This is a genomic window from Streptomyces angustmyceticus (genome assembly GCF_040701845.1).
GTDB lineage: Bacteria > Actinomycetota > Actinomycetes > Streptomycetales > Streptomycetaceae > Streptomyces > Streptomyces angustmyceticus_A.
In genome coordinates, this window is record NZ_JBFBHQ010000015.1 from 78,246 (window position 1) to 92,239 (window position 13,994).

Genomic DNA, 13,994 nt, shown 5'->3' on the forward strand with positions numbered 1-13,994 from the left:
TGGGTCGTGCGGCGACCGCCGCGGAGCTGCCGCTGCCGTCGCTGGTGTCAACGTCCGAGCCGTCCCGGAGATTCCCGGGACGGCCGGCGCCGTCCCCTAGATGGTCCCACGCCCCGCGAAGGCCGTCACACGGGTTTTCCGGCCGGTGCGACGGCCCGCTGGGGAGCGGGTTTCACGGCTGCCGCCTTGGGCGCGGGGTGCACCGGCGCTCCCTTCGGCGCAGGGTGCACGGCCGCCGGCTTGGGAGCGGGTTTCGCAGCCGCTCCCTGGGGTGCCGGGTTCACCGGTGCTCCCTTGGGAGCGGGTTTCCCGACGGCCCCCTTGGCCACGGGGTGCACCGGCGCCCTCTTCGGCGCGGGGTTCACCCTCCTCGCCGCGGGGTGCACCCTCTTCGGCGCAGGCTTCACCGCCGCGCCCTTCGGTCCGGGGTTGCCGGGGCTCGTGACCACCCCGTGCGGTCCGGGCTTCACGGCCACCCCCTTCGGCCCGTGGACCACTCCGGCGCCCTTGGGGTGCCCCGGCTTTGCGGCGGCTTCCTTGGGCCGCCACTCCGGGTGGCCCGGCATCGGCGGGGTCCGCTCGCCGTAGAGCCAGTCCTGGAAGAAGCGGGTGAGGTCCTGCCCGGCGACCTCGGAGGACAGCTGGACGAAGTCGGAGGTGTCCGCCACGCCGTCGCGGTGCCGCTCGACCCAGGCGCGTTCCAGGCGGTCGAAGGCGGCGGGGCCGATCTTCTGCCGCAGGGCGTACAGGACCAGCGCGCCGCCGTCGTAGACGACGGGGCGGAAGATCCCGATCTTCTGGCCCGCGTGGGGGGCCTTGGGCGCGGCGGGCGGCCCGCCGTCGGCCCGCCAGCCGTCGGACTCCTGGTACGCATGCCGCATCCGGGCTTCCATGGAGGCCCGGCGGCCGCCCCGCTCCTCGGCGTAGAGGGACTCGTACCAGGTGGCATGGGCCTCGTTGAGCCAGACGTCGGACCAGCGGCGCGGGCTGACGCTGTCGCCGAACCACTGGTGGGCCAGCTCGTGCACCATCACCGACTCCACGTACCAGGCGGGCAGCTGCTCGGTGGTGAACATCGCCTTCTCGAAGAGCGACAGGGTCTGGGTCTCCAGCTCGAAGCCGGTCCTGGCGTTGGCGATCAGCACGCCGTACGCCTCGAAGGGGAACGGGCCGACCTTGCGCTCCATCCAGGACATCTGGGCCGGGGTCTTCGCCAGCCAGTGCGCGAGGGCGGCGCGGTGCGCGGTCGGTACGACGTCGCGCAGCGGCAGGCCGTGCGGCCCGTGGCGCAGCACCACGCTGGACCTCCCGATGGAGACCTGCGCCAGCTCGGTGGCCATGGGGTGGGTGGTGCGGTAGGTCCAGGTGCGGCGCCCCGCGCGGACGCCGGGGCTCATCGGCAGCCCGTTGGCGACGGCGGTCAGCTCCTGCGGCGCGGTGATGCGGAAGGTGAAGAGCGCCTTGTCGGAGGGGTGGTCGTTGCAGGGGAAGACGCGGTGTGCGGCGTCGGCCTGGTTGGCCATCGCCAGGCCGTCGGCGGTGCGGAGCCAGCCGCCGTCGCCCCTGGCGCGGGGGTCGCTGGTGTGCGCAATGGAGATCTTCACCTCCTGGCCCCGGGAGACGTGGAAGGCCGGGGTGAGCACGAGATCCTCGCCGTGCTGCTCGTGAGCGGCGGGCAGGCCGCCGATTTTGACGGAGCGTACGGTCCCGCGGGCGAAGTCGAGGTTGACGTGGTCGAGCTCGGTGGTGGCGCGGACGGTGATCTCGGTGAGGGCGTTCATCGGCCGGTCGTTGTGGCCGGAGTAGTCCAGGGAGACGTCGTAGGACAGGGCGTCGTAGCCGGTGTTGCCGAGCATCGGGAAGAGCCGGTCGCCGAGGCCTTGCGGCCCCCTGGCGGGCGGTTCGGCCATGCCGAGGGTGGCGAGCACGGCCAGCCCGAGGGCGGCGGCCCGCCGGCCGGTCCCACGCAGTCGCCCGCTCGGGCCGCGGGGCAGGGCGCGGACGGGAACGGGGCGACCGGGGTCGCGGGACGGGCGGCGCAGGGGAAGGGGCATGCACTACCGCTACCAACGCGGCCCCCTCCCCCGCGGGTGACCGGGCAAACGGCACCCGAACGGGCGGCGGATCGTGCGTCCGTCTTACGCCGCCGGGCGGAGCGTTCTCCGACGGACCGTCACCCGGCGGGCCCCCGCGGCCGTTAGGGGCGCAAGGCCGCGGCCTGCCGGGTGCGCCCGGCGCGCAACACGTCGAAGACACCGGGCACTTGACGCATGGCCCGCATCAGGGACGGCAGCCCGGCGGCGTTCGGCAGGTGCAGGGTGTAGGTGTGGCGGACCCGCTGTTCGTGCGGGGGTTCGACGGCGGCGGACACCACGGCGGCGCCCTGGGAGGCGATGGCCTCGGTGAGGTCGGCCAGGAGGTGCGGCCGGCTGAAGGCCTCTGCCAGGAGGGTGACCCGGCAGCCGTGGCCCCCCTGGTCCGCGCCCCGCCAGCGCACTCCGACCGGCTGCCGGCCGGTGGCCGCCATGCGCGCCACAGCCGGGCACAGGGCGCGGTGGACCGTGACCGTGCCGCCCCGTACGGCGAATCCGGTGACGGTGTCCGGCGGCACCGGGGTGCAGCAGCCGGCCAGCCGCACCGCGGCACCGGGCAGGTCCGCCACCACGAGCACCGACGCCGCGACCGGGTCCGCTCCGGGCCGGTCGTCGTCCGCGGCCGGGCGGTCGGCGGGGGGCGTCGCGGCGGGCCCCTCACCGGCGCTCGCCGGGCGGGCGCCGGGCTCCTGGGGCCCGGCCAGCCAGCGGGCGATGGCGAGCCGGGCGGCGGGGGTACGGACGTGGTCGAGCCATTCGGGCGAGGGGCCGGCCGCGGAGTCGGGGGCCATCAGCAGCTGCAGGCTGTCGCCGTCGTGCAGGACGGTGGCGAGCGTGGCGAGCCGCCCGTTGACGCGGGCGCCGATACAGCAGTGCGCGGCCTCGCCGTGCCGTTCGTAGGCGGCGTCCACGCAACTCGCCCCGGCGGGCAGACCGATGGCACCGACCGCGACCGGGGACGAGCCGTCCGACGGGGCGTCGGCGCAGAAGACGGTGATCTCCCGGTCCTGGGCGAGGTCGTCGCGCAGCGAGGTCCAGAACGTGTCGGGGTCGGGGGTGGTGCGCTGCCACTCCAGCAGCCGGGAGAGCCATCCGGGGCGGGTCGGGTCGGCCCGCTCGCCCTCGGGGGCGTCCGCGCCGTCCGTGGGGGCGTAGGGGTTGCCCAGCGCGATCACCCCGGCCTCGGCGACCCGGTGCATCTGGTGGGTGCGGATCAGCGTCTCGGCGATCTCCCCGGACGGGCCGGTGATCGCGGTGTGCAGCGACTGGTAGAGGTTGAACTTGGGGGCCGCGATGAAGTCCTTGAACTCGGAGACGACCGGGGTGAAGCAGGTGTGGAGCTCGCCGAGGACGGCGTAGCAGTCGGCGTCCTCCCCCACCAGCACCAGCAGCCGCCCGAGGTCGGCGCCGGTCAGCTCGCGGCGGGCGAGGCGTACCCGGTGCACGGAGACGAAGTGCCGGGGGCGGACGAGGACTTCGGCGTCGATGCCCGCCTCGTCGAGGACCGTGCGCACCCGCTGCGCGAGCGCGGTCAGCGGGTCGGGCCGGGTGGCGTACTCCATGACCAGGGCCCGGGTGGTGGCGTACTCCTCGGGGTGCAGGATCGCGAAGACGAGGTCCTCCAGCTCGGCCTTGAGCGCCTGGACGCCGAGGCGTTCGGCGAGCGGGATCAGCACATCGCGGGTCACCTTGGCGATCCGGGCCTGCTTCTCGGGGCGCATCACCCCGAGGGTGCGCATGTTGTGCAGCCGGTCGGCGAGCTTGATGGACATCACCCGGACGTCGTTGCCGGTCGCCACCAGCATCTTGCGGAAGGTCTCCGGCTCCGCGGCCGCGCCGTAGTCGACCTTCTCCAGTTTGGTGACGCCGTCGACCAGGTAGCAGACCTCGGCGCCGAACCGCTCCCGGACCTGATCCAGCGTCACTTCCGTGTCCTCGACGGTGTCGTGGAGCAGTGAGGCGGTCAAGGTCGTGGTCTCCGCGCCGAGTTCGGCGAGGATGAGGGTCACCGCGAGCGGGTGGGTGATGTACGGCTCGCCGCTCTTGCGGAGTTGGCCGCGGTGCGAGGACTCGGCGAGCAGATAGGCCTTGGCGAGGGTGTTCAGGTCGGCGTCCGGGTGGTGGCCGCGGTGCACCTTGGCGACGTGCTCCAGGGCGTGCGGGAGGCCGTCGCGCGGGGCGGGGCCGAGCAGCGCGGCCCGGCCGATACGGCGCAGCCCTCTGAGCTCCAGCCGGCGGCGGCCGCGCTTGCGGCCCGCTGCTCCAGGGTTACCAGGGTTAGTGGCCTCTGCGCTCATGGGCACCTCCGGCAGCGTCGACCGGCGGTGGGACGCGTCAGTTCGGGCGTCCGGGCCGGTGCTTGATGCTACCGACCCCATCACGCAGCGCTGTCCACCTCTCGCGCACAGTGATACGGATCACCCGTTCGAGCGAATCTGCCGACCGGGACCGTTGCGGGCGGGCGGCCCGCTCCCCGGGCGCCGGGGAGCGGGTCAGGCGAGCACGGCGGCCAGCCAGGCGGGGTCGAAGGTTCCCTCGGCGACGATCTCGGCCGGGCCGGTCATCTCGACGGTGCCGTCGGGCAGCTCGGTGATCGAGAGGCTGCCGCCGAGCACGTCGACCCGGTAGGTGACGGGTGCGCCGGTCCGTGCGGGGGCCGCGCCGTCCCTGCGGGCGGTGGCGACGGCGACCGCGCAGGCGCCGGTGCCGCAGGAACGGGTCTCGCCCGAGCCGCGCTCGTGGACCCGCATCGCCACATGGCGCGGACCGCGGTCGGCGACGAACTCGATGTTCACGCCGTCGGGATAAACCGAGGCTGGGCTGAACGGCGGTACGGCCCGCAGGTCGCCGGCGTGGGCGAGGTCGTCGACGAAGACGACGGCGTGCGGATTGCCCATGTTCACGTTCCGGGCCGGCCAGCTGCGGCCGTCGACCGTGACGACGACGCCGTCCTCGAAGAGCGCGGCGCTGCCCATCGAGACCGTGACATCGCCGGTCTTGGCGACGTGCACGCGGCGTACGCCGGCGCGGGTGGCGATGGCGAGGTCACCGGCCTCGACCAGGCCGGCGTGCAGCAGGTAGCGCGCGAAGACGCGGACGCCGTTGCCGCACATCTCGGCGATCGAACCGTCGCCGTTGCGGTAGTCCATGAACCACTCGGCCTCGTCGGCCTGGGCGCGCGCCTCGGGGTGCGCGGCGGACCGTACGACGCGCAGCAGGCCGTCGCCGCCGACTCCGGCCCGCCGGTCGCAGATCCTGGCGACGGCGGTCGCGGGCAGGTCGAGGCGGCCGTCCGGGTCGGGGACGATCACGAAGTCGTTCTCGGTGCCGTGGCCCTTGAGGAAGGCGAGGCGCTGCGTGCTGGTCACCTCTGCATCGTACGGGGGCGCCGGTGCCCTCGGCGTCACGGGGCCGGGCGGGGCCCGTCGGGCGCGGGGCGCCGTCCGGTTCAGCGCAGCCGGGCCACGCGCAGGATGGCCAGCGAGGCCGGGATCGCCACCACCACTGCGTAGAGCAGCACCACGCGCCAGTCGGCACGGCGGCCGGAGCCGGGCACCGGGAGGCCGGGCCAGGTGTGGCCGACGCGGCGGGCGGCCATCATGCCCCAGCCCGCGGCGCAGCAGCACAGCAGCAGGCCGAGCATGGCGATCACCGCACCGCCGCCGCCGATCTCGAAGGCGAGGGGGAAGGCGAACATCAGCGAGCCGAGCGCGGCGAGCGCGACGATCGGCGCCAGCTGCCACAGGCGCAGCCGGCGCGGCGGGCGGAGTTCCCGGAAGGACTCGCCGCCGCCCTCGCCGGGCCCGCCGGTGCCGGAATCCGGGGCGTCGGAGTCGTCCAGGGCGTCCGGGTCGGTGAGGGGGACGGGGCCGTCGGCGGGCAGGCCGTCGTCGGGGCCCGGGCCGTCGTCCGTCAGGGGTGCCGTGTCAGCGCCGTTGTCCGGTTGCTGCGCTCGGTTGCGAGGGCCGGCCTCCATTGCCACGCGCCCTCCCCACTGCAGACTGCACGCCTCGATCGAAGGTCGATGATGACACGCCCTCAGGGGCCCGGATGACGGCCGGAGCGTCCCGATGCCATGACGTGATCAGGCTGTGACCGGTCGTTCGAGCAGGGCCAGCGCCCGGGCGGGAAGTTCGGCCCGGTGCTCGGCGGCGCCGCTGAGCCAGTGGACCCGCGGGTCCCGTCGGAACCACGAGTCCTGGCGGCGTGCGAAGCGCTTGGTGGCGCGCACCGTCTCGTCGCGCGCTTCCTGCTCGGTGCACTCCCCCGCGAGCTGGGCCAGCACCTGCTGGTAGCCGAGCGCCCGGGAGGCCGTACGGCCCTCGCGCAGCCCCGCGCCCTCCAGCCGGCGCACCTCGTCGACCAGGCCCGTCTCCCACATGCGGTCGACGCGCAGGGCGATCCGCTCGTCGAGTTCGGGGCGCGCGACGTCGACGCCGATCTGCAGGGTGTCGTAGAACGCTTCGTGACCGGGGAGGTTGGCGGTGAAGGGGCGGCCGGTGATCTCGATGACCTCCAGGGCGCGCACGATGCGGCGGCCGTTGCTCGCCAGGATCGCGCGGCCGGCCTCGGGGTCGGCGGCGGCCAGCCGGGCGTGGAGGGGGCCGCTGCCCAGTTCGGCGAGTTCGGCCTCCAGGCGGGCGCGCACCTCCGGGTCGGTGCCGGGGAAGTCGAGGGAGTCGATCGCGCCGCGTACGTACAGGCCGGAGCCGCCGACGAGGACCGGGGTGCGGCCCTCGGCGAGCAGCCGGTCGATCTCGGCGCGGGCCAGCCGCTGGTACTCGGCGACGTTGGCGGCGCGGGTCACGTCCCAGATGTCCAGGAGGCGGTGCGGGACACCGTGCCGTTCCTCGGGCGTGAGCTTGGCGGTGCCGATGTCCATGCCGCGGTAGAGCTGCATGGAGTCGGCGTTGATGACCTCGCCCCCCACATGCTGTGCGAGAGCGACGCCCAGATCGGACTTTCCGGCCGCGGTGGGACCGACGACGGCGATGACCCGCGGAGCGGGAACGACGGTTTTCACCCCGTCAGTCTCGCAAACCTCACGCCCCCATCTCGAACGAGCGACGTGACGGGCAACCGATGGGTTCGTTGCCTGTTGCGAGGTCCCGAGAGGCCGGTGGGTCCCACCGGCGCCCGCGGGCGGCGCCAAGGTCCGCTCCCGGCGGCAGGGGATCTCGCCACAGGAAGAGCGTAGGAGCAGTCATGGGCGTGTTTTCGCGGTTTCGCCGCCGCAGGGCGGCGGCGTCGGCGGAGGAAGAGGAAGGTGCCGCCGCGGCGGTGACGGCCGGGGCGGAGGAGCCGGCGCAGCCGGCCGTCGCAACGGCCGCCGAGGCCGGGGAGGCCACGGCCCCGGACGGAGCCACGGGCTCCGGCGGGACCGAGGGGGCCGAGGACGACGCCGCGCCCCCGGTGGAGGCGGCAGCAGAGGCGGCCGTGCCGGAGGCGTCCGCGGAGACGGCGGCCGGCGACGGCGCACCGGCGGAGAAGGCCCCCGAGAGCGCCGGGATCCCCCGGCAGCAGTCGGCGGAGGCCGCCGCGGACAGCGAGAGCGCACGGCAGTAGCCCGCCGTGCCCGCCGGAGACGGTGCGACGGCCGCGGGGCGGAGCGCCTCGCGGCCGTCGGCGTACCGGCCCCCGGTGCCGCGCTACGACCAGGCGGCCACGAAGTAGCCCACGCCGTACGGGGCCTCCTCGCGCAGCAGCCGCCCGCTCAGGCCCGCGCCCTCGCCCGCGCCCGCCAGCACCTGCCAGCAGGCCCGTCCGGACGCCAGGAGGGCCGCGGCCGGCTCCTCGTCCAGCGCGGCCAGCGCCGCGGTGTCGGCGGCGCCCAGGGCACGGGCCGCGGCGGCGTCGAAGGCCTCGGCCCGCTCGTCGAAGTAGCCGGGCGCCTTCACCGTCCGGCAGGCGCTCCCGTCGCCCATCACCAGCAGTGCCACCCGGGGCGCCGAGGCCGCGAGTTCCCGGCCCGTCGCCGCCGCGCGGTCGGGGGGCAGCGACTCGGCGACCCCCAGCGCCTCCACGGGGGCGTCTGCCCAGTCGGTACGCGACAGCAGCCAGGCGCCGACCGCCAGCGACGGCGGGAGTTCCCGCTCCGGAGCGGTCTTCGCCGCGCCCAGCCGCACCTCCAGGTCCACCCCGAAACCGCGGAAGGAGCCGGCGGCACCCTGCGGGTGCGCGCCCCGGCCGGCCTCGTCGGCCGGGCCGACGACGACCAGCCGGTCGGGGCGGGCCGCGGCCAGCACGCCGATCGCGTCCAGGCAGACGGCGCGCAGCGCGTCGAGTTCGGGAGCCGCCCCGGCGGCCACCTCCGGGACGAGGAGCGGCGGGCAGGGGCAGACAGCGGCGGCTACGAGCATGCCACGCAGCGTAACGCCCCTGGTGCGAGGCCGGTCGTGGCGCCCTGCGGGGCGCCCGGCGCGCGGCCGGTCAGTCGCAGCCGCAGCCGGCGGCGGGCGCCGGGCTCGGCGCCGGGGCGCCGATGGTGGGCAGGCCCAGCAGCACGCCCTGGGGCTTCTCCGCCGGGGCGGCGTTGCGCTTCTCCCAGGCGTCGCCGGCACGGGTACGGCGGACCGCCTTGGCCGGGCCCTCCGCCAGGAGGTGGTGCGGAGCGGCGTAGGTGACCTCGACGGTCACCATGTCGCCGGGGCGGACCGGCTCCTCGGGGCGCGTGAAGTGCACCAGGCGGTTGTCGGGGGCCCGCCCGGACAGGCGGTGGGTCGCCTCGTCCTTGCGGCCCTCGCCCTCGGCGACCATCACTTCGAGGGTGCGGCCGACCTGCTTCTTGTTCTCCTCCCAGGAGATCTCCTCCTGGAGGGCGACCAGCCGCTCGTAGCGCTCCTGGACCACGGCCTTGGGGATCTGCCCCTCCATGTCGGCCGCCGGGGTACCGGGGCGCTTGGAGTACTGGAAGGTGAAGGCCTGGGCGAAGCGGGACTCGCGGACCGTGTGCAGGGTCTGCTCGAAGTCCTCCTCGGTCTCGCCGGGGAAGCCGACGATGATGTCCGTGGAGATGGCGGCGTCCGGCATGGCGGCGCGCACCTTCTCGATGATGCCGAGGAAGCGCTCCTGGCGGTACGAGCGGCGCATCGCCTTGAGCACGGTGTCCGAGCCGGACTGCAGCGGCATGTGGAGCTGCGGCATGACGTTGGGCGTCTCGGCCATGGCGGCGATGACGTCGTCGGTGAAGTCGCGGGGGTGCGGGGAGGTGAAGCGGACCCGCTCCAGGCCCTCGATCCGCCCGCAGGCGCGCAGCAGCTTCGAGAACGCCTCGCGGTCGCCGATGTCGGAGCCGTAGGCATTGACGTTCTGGCCGAGCAGGGTGATCTCGCTGACGCCCTCGGCGACCAGCGCCTCGATCTCGGCGAGGATGTCGCCGGTCCTGCGGTCCTTCTCCTTGCCGCGCAGCGCGGGGACGATGCAGAACGTACAGGTGTTGTTGCAGCCCACCGAGATCGAGACCCAGGCCGCGTACGCGCTCTCGCGCCGGGTGGGCAGGGTCGAGGGGAACGCCTCCAGCGACTCGGCGATCTCGACCTGCGCCTCTTCCTGGATGCGGGCGCGCTCCAGCAGCACCGGCAGCTTGCCGATGTTGTGCGTCCCGAAGACCACGTCGACCCAGGGGGCCTTCTTGACGATGGTGTCGCGGTCCTTCTGGGCCAGGCAGCCGCCGACGGCGATCTGCATGCCGGGCCGCGCGGCCTTCTTCGGGGCGAGCTGGCCGAGGTTGCCGTAGAGCCGGTTGTCGGCGTTCTCTCGCACCGCGCAGGTGTTGAAGACGATGACGTCGGCGCCCTCGCCGTCCTTGGGCTCGGGGACGTATCCGGCCTCTTCCAGCAGGCCCGACAGCCGCTCGGAGTCGTGGACGTTCATCTGGCACCCGTAGGTGCGGATCTCGTAACTCTTGTTCACGCCCACTGCCTGGCTCCGGTCGCTGCTGGTCATGCCACAAGGGTAGGCGGTAGCGGAAGTACCTCCCGCCGCCCCCGGAGTCCTCGGGCGGGATCCGGCCCCGGGCGGGCCGGTACGCGGGCCGCCGGCCTCACAGGGCCAGCACGATGGCGGCGCCCACACCCCCCGCCACCAGCGCGAAGGCCGCGCTGCCGAGTCCGCCGTGCCCCCAGCGGAAGGGGCGGTCGAGAGCGAAGCGGCCGGGTCCGGTGGCCGCGACGGCCAGCGCGACGACCGCGATGGTCAGGGGATATTCGATGCCGCCGGACATCGCCCAGAGTCCCTGGGACGCCGAGGTGGCCATGGCGTTGATCATCACCCCGATGAGGGCGGCGGCGGCGAGCGGCGTGAGCAGCCCCACGGCCAGGCCGAGGCCGCCGAGGAGTTCCGAGACCCCGGCGAGGCAGGCGAAGAACTCTCCGGGGTGGTAGCCGAGGGCCGCGAAGCCCTTGCCGGTGGCGGCCAGGCCGTGGCCGCCGAAGATCCCGAAGAGCTTCTGGGCGCCGTGGCCGGCGAGGATCAGTCCCACGGTCAGGCGCAGGAGGAGCAGGCCCAGGTCGGCGCCGAGCGGGGGTGAGCGGAGGGCGTCGGGCCGGGCCCGGGCCTCCGTCCGCGGCTCGGTGTGCGGTTTCAGCGGTTTCATGGGGGCTCGCTTCCCGCACCGGCGCGTCAGAGGGGCCGCGTGTCGGGCAGCGGCGCCGGTGCGCTCATGGTGGAGGGGATCGCGTGTGGTGCGCGCCGGACGGCGCGCTGTGGGAGACGTGCCAGGTCCCCGCGACGTCGAGCGGAGGGGAGAACCCTCCACTCCCGATCGTGCTACGCCGAGCGCCGTCTGCAAAGGGCGGGCCCCGCACCGGGACGGCCGCCCCGGGCCGCGCACCCCTCGGCGAGAGCCCCGCCTTTTCCACAGGCGAGCCCCGGGACTTTCCACAGGAAGACCGTGCCCCTCCCTTTCCGGCCGCGGTCCTGGCAGGATCCCGCCCATGGTCACAGCACTCTCCCGCACCGGCCGCCGGGCCTTCCAGGCGGCGCTCGCGGCTCTGGTCGCCCTCGGGCTGGCGCTGTGGTGGCTGCTGGCGATGAACGGCGACCCCGCGCCCCGTGGCCGGCTGACCCTGGCGACGGGCGTGCCGACCGGCGTGTACGCACGCTACGGCGAGCTGCTCAAGCAGGATCTGGCCCACGACCTGCCGGACATCGATCTGCGGCTGGCCCGCAGCGAGGGCTCCATCGACAATCTGCGGCAACTGGTCTCCGGGCGCGCGGAGTTCGCCATCGCGACGGCGGACGCGGTCGCCACGTACCAGATAAGGGGCGAGGCCGGCGCGGACCGGCTCCGGGCCTGTGCGCGGCTGTACGACGACTATGTGCAGCTGGTGGTGCCGAAGAAGTCCGCGGTGCGCTCGACGAAGGACCTGCGGCGGCTGCGGGTGGGGGTGGGGACCGACGACTCCGGCGTCCAGCTGATCACCCGGCGGCTGCTGGAGGCGGCGGGGCTGGACTTCAACAAGGACATCGAGCCGGTGCGGGTCGGCATCGACCGGATGCCGAAGCTGCTGGAGCAGCACAAGCTGGATGCCTTCTTCTGGTCCGGCGGGCTGCCGACGACCGCCGTGCAGCGCCTGGCGCGGCATTTCCCGGTGCGGCTGGTCCCGCTCGGGGACCTGAGTCCGGCGCTGCACCGGCAGGGCGAGCGCACCCGCTACTACCGGGCGGCGGTGATGCCCGCCGACGCCTACCCGGCGGCCCAGGACGGCCAGGCGGTGAAGACGATCGCGGTGGCGAATCTGCTGGTCACGACGGACCGCGAGGACGCGGCGATGACCCAGGGCATCACCCGTACGGTCATCGACAGCCGGGACTGGATAGGGCGGCAGGTGCACGCCGCACAGAAGGTGGATCTGCGGACGGCGGTGTTCACCGACCCGCTGCAACTGCACGAGGGCGCCCGGCGGTACTACGTGTCCCAGAAGCCGTGATCTGGAAGCCGTGGGCCGGCAGTCCTGAGCCGGCGGTGCTGCCCCGGAGGCCCCGGGGCGCCCCGGGCCGGGTGCGCGAACGGACCGGGGCCCGCACCGGTCGATTCGGTGCGGGCCCCGGTCACGGGACGCAAGAGCGTCAGGCGGCGACGATGTTCTCCGCCTGCGGGCCCTTCGGGCCCTGGGTCACGTCGAAGGTGACCTTCTGGCCCTCGAGGAGCTCACGGAAGCCCTGCGCGGCGATGTTCGAGTAGTGGGCGAAGACGTCGGGGCCGCCGCCGTCCTGCTCGATGAAGCCGAAGCCCTTTTCCGAGTTGAACCACTTGACGGTGCCGGAAGCCATGTTTTTCTCCTTCATGGGGCAAGCCGGAGACCACACTGCGCGGCCTCCTTGTCGCCGAGATGATTGCCCCACACCGGAACAGGTCCGGAAAACAGGGAACGCCCGGGGCTTCAGCCTCCGGGCGCACACAAAGTTCATCATGGGTACCACAACTGCAACAGCATTCACGCTAACACAGGTGCCAGGGAGAGCCCAGCACGCCGCGCCCGCCGCCCCTCACGGCTCGGAGCGCGGCACGGTGACCGTGACCTTCAGCCCGTGCGGCGGATGCGGGGCGTAGGCGATGGTGGCGCCGCCCGCGGTGAGCAGGGCGCGGGTGATCGACAGGCCGAGCCCGGAGCCGGAGACGTTCTGGTGGCGGCCGCTGCGCCAGAAGCGGTCACCGATCCGCGCGAGCTCGTCGTCGGTGAGGCCGGGCCCGCGGTCGGCGACGGTGACATGGACGCGCTCGCCCTCCGGCGTGACGCCGACGGTGACCGGCCGGCCCTCCGGGGTGAACTTCAGGGCATTGTCGACGACGGCGTCCAGCGCGCTGGACAGCGCGACCGGGTCGGCCCAGCCGGTGACGGCGGGCTGCCCCTCGTAGGTGAGGAGGACACCCTTGTCGTCGGCCAGCGGGCGCCAGGAGTCGACGCGTTCGGCGGCCAGCGCCGCGACGTCGGTGAGCTGGAGGTCGGCGGCGGAGTGCTCGGCGAGCGCGAGGTCGAGCAGATCGTCCAGGACCCGGGCCAGCCGCTTGCCCTCGGTGCGGACCGAGGCGATCTCCTCGTTGCCGTCGGGGAGTTCGAGGGCCAGCAGCTCGATGCGCAGCAGCAGCGCGGACAGCGGGTTGCGCAGTTGGTGGGAGGCGTCGGCGACGAAGGCGCGCTGCTGTTCCAGGACGTCCTCGACGTTGTCGGCCATCTCGTTGAACGAGCGGGCCAGCCGGCGCAGTTCGGGCGGGCCCGCGGTGGCCGCCACGCGGGCGTTCATCCGGCCGGTGGCGATGTCGTGGCTGGCCGCGTCCAGGACCCGTACCGGCCGCAGCACCCAGCCGGTGAGGCGGAAGGCCGCGGCGACGGCGACGAGCATGGCCGCGCACTCCCCGGACGCGATCAGCAGCCAGCTGCGCAGGACGCGGAAGCGCATCTGCGCGGTGGGCGAATCGGTCATGACGACGGCGACCACGTCACCGTCGCGGACCACCGGGGAGGCGACCGGTATGCGGCCGGTGTCGTCCCAGGGCCAGATCTGGTGCGGGTCGTGGCTGCGCCGGCCGGCCAGCGCCTCGCTGAAGGCCTGGGCGGCCTCACCGTCCTGGGGTACCGGCATACCGGCCGGGGCTGCGGCCATCGGGGTGCGGTCGCGGTAGAAGACGCCGGCACGTATGCCGTAGAGGTCGTAGTAGCGCGCGAGCTCGGTACGGAGGGTGGCGCGCCGCTCGTCCTCCTCCGGCGTCTTGTCGGCCTCCGTGACGGGCCGGGCGGTGACGAACTGGGCGAGGGAGGCGAAACGGGCGGCGTCGTCGATCCGGTCGATGACCACCCGCTGCTGCTCCACACCGGCCGTGATGACGCCCAGCGGGATGCCCAGCGCGAGCAGCACACCGGCCATGAGGACGATGAGCAGCGGCAGGAGTCGGGTGCGCAC

12 protein-coding genes are annotated in these 13,994 nt (G+C 74.1%); 2 read left to right on the forward strand and 10 right to left on the reverse strand.

The genetic code is table 11. The annotated features are described in order from the left end of the window. Positions 1-125 precede the first annotated feature (125 nt). The 5 genes from AB0411_RS26025 to miaA form a co-directional block, all read right to left on the reverse strand. Entirely contained in the window at positions 126-2,054 is a 1,929-nt protein-coding gene (locus tag AB0411_RS26025; RefSeq protein WP_366419696.1) for a M1 family metallopeptidase, read from the reverse strand. Between the two features lie 143 nt (positions 2,055-2,197). Further along, positions 2,198-4,390, reverse strand: a complete 2,193-nt coding sequence (locus AB0411_RS26030; protein WP_366419697.1) for a RelA/SpoT family protein — start codon at positions 4,388-4,390, stop codon at positions 2,198-2,200. Between the two features lie 195 nt (positions 4,391-4,585). Continuing rightward, positions 4,586-5,461 carry a diaminopimelate epimerase gene (gene dapF, locus AB0411_RS26035; protein WP_366419698.1) on the reverse strand — a complete coding sequence of 292 codons (876 nt, stop codon included), beginning with the start codon at positions 5,459-5,461 and terminating at the stop codon, positions 4,586-4,588. Positions 5,462-5,541: 80 nt separating this feature from the next. Then, a complete protein-coding gene (locus tag AB0411_RS26040) occupies positions 5,542-6,069 on the reverse strand; it encodes a hypothetical protein (RefSeq protein WP_366419699.1) in 528 nt (175 codons plus the stop codon). Positions 6,070-6,177: 108 nt separating this feature from the next. Beyond that, positions 6,178-7,116: a tRNA (adenosine(37)-N6)-dimethylallyltransferase MiaA gene (gene miaA / locus AB0411_RS26045; protein WP_366419700.1), complete on the reverse strand. Its 939-nt coding sequence runs from the start codon at positions 7,114-7,116 to the stop codon at positions 6,178-6,180. A 182-nt stretch (positions 7,117-7,298) separates the two neighbouring features. Between miaA and AB0411_RS26050 the strand changes: the two genes are divergently transcribed. After that, complete coding sequence (locus tag AB0411_RS26050) at positions 7,299-7,658, forward strand: hypothetical protein (protein ID WP_366419701.1); 360 nt, start codon at positions 7,299-7,301, stop codon at positions 7,656-7,658. Positions 7,659-7,741: 83 nt separating this feature from the next. Here AB0411_RS26050 and AB0411_RS26055 read toward each other — a convergent pair whose 3' ends face one another. The 3 genes from AB0411_RS26055 to AB0411_RS26065 all read right to left on the reverse strand — a co-directional run bounded on the left by AB0411_RS26055 (position 7,742) and on the right by AB0411_RS26065 (position 10,686). Further along, a complete protein-coding gene (locus AB0411_RS26055) occupies positions 7,742-8,452 on the reverse strand; it encodes a class III extradiol dioxygenase subunit B-like domain-containing protein (protein ID WP_366419702.1) in 711 nt (236 codons plus the stop codon). A 70-nt stretch (positions 8,453-8,522) separates the two neighbouring features. Continuing rightward, a complete protein-coding gene (miaB, locus tag AB0411_RS26060; RefSeq protein WP_366419703.1) occupies positions 8,523-10,037 on the reverse strand; it encodes a tRNA (N6-isopentenyl adenosine(37)-C2)-methylthiotransferase MiaB in 1,515 nt (504 codons plus the stop codon). A gap of 97 nt (positions 10,038-10,134) precedes the next feature. Beyond that, the gene (locus AB0411_RS26065) at positions 10,135-10,686 is read right to left on the reverse strand and encodes a DoxX family membrane protein (protein WP_437043371.1); all 552 of its coding nucleotides are present in this window, start codon (positions 10,684-10,686) and stop codon (positions 10,135-10,137) included. A gap of 340 nt (positions 10,687-11,026) precedes the next feature. Between AB0411_RS26065 and AB0411_RS26070 the strand changes: the two genes are divergently transcribed. Next, positions 11,027-12,022, forward strand: a complete 996-nt coding sequence (locus AB0411_RS26070; protein WP_366419704.1) for a TAXI family TRAP transporter solute-binding subunit — start codon at positions 11,027-11,029, stop codon at positions 12,020-12,022. Between the two features lie 139 nt (positions 12,023-12,161). Here the strand turns inward: AB0411_RS26070 and AB0411_RS26075 are convergent, their stop codons facing one another. Both AB0411_RS26075 and AB0411_RS26080 read right to left on the reverse strand, forming a co-directional pair. Then, positions 12,162-12,365: a cold-shock protein gene (locus AB0411_RS26075; RefSeq protein WP_006602702.1), complete on the reverse strand. Its 204-nt coding sequence runs from the start codon at positions 12,363-12,365 to the stop codon at positions 12,162-12,164. A gap of 216 nt (positions 12,366-12,581) precedes the next feature. Further along, positions 12,582-13,994 carry a sensor histidine kinase gene (locus AB0411_RS26080; RefSeq protein WP_366419705.1) on the reverse strand — a complete coding sequence of 471 codons (1,413 nt, stop codon included), beginning with the start codon at positions 13,992-13,994 and terminating at the stop codon, positions 12,582-12,584.

Bases quoted from the DNA above. Each gene is read 5' to 3' on its own strand.
- AB0411_RS26075 (WP_006602702.1), bottom strand. From the start codon at position 12,365: ATGGCTTCCGGCACCGTCAAGTGGTTCAACTCGGAAAAGGGCTTCGGC.
- AB0411_RS26040 (WP_366419699.1), bottom strand. From the start codon at position 6,069: ATGGAGGCCGGCCCTCGCAACCGAGCGCAGCAACCGGACAACGGCGCT.
- miaB (WP_366419703.1), bottom strand. From the start codon at position 10,037: ATGACCAGCAGCGACCGGAGCCAGGCAGTGGGCGTGAACAAGAGTTAC.
- AB0411_RS26055 (WP_366419702.1), bottom strand. From the start codon at position 8,452: ATGCTCGTAGCCGCCGCTGTCTGCCCCTGCCCGCCGCTCCTCGTCCCG.
- AB0411_RS26065 (WP_437043371.1), bottom strand. From the start codon at position 10,686: ATGAAACCGCTGAAACCGCACACCGAGCCGCGGACGGAGGCCCGGGCC.
- AB0411_RS26025 (WP_366419696.1), bottom strand. From the start codon at position 2,054: ATGCCCCTTCCCCTGCGCCGCCCGTCCCGCGACCCCGGTCGCCCCGTT.
- AB0411_RS26070 (WP_366419704.1), top strand. From the start codon at position 11,027: ATGGTCACAGCACTCTCCCGCACCGGCCGCCGGGCCTTCCAGGCGGCG.
- AB0411_RS26030 (WP_366419697.1), bottom strand. From the start codon at position 4,390: ATGAGCGCAGAGGCCACTAACCCTGGTAACCCTGGAGCAGCGGGCCGC.
- AB0411_RS26050 (WP_366419701.1), top strand. From the start codon at position 7,299: ATGGGCGTGTTTTCGCGGTTTCGCCGCCGCAGGGCGGCGGCGTCGGCG.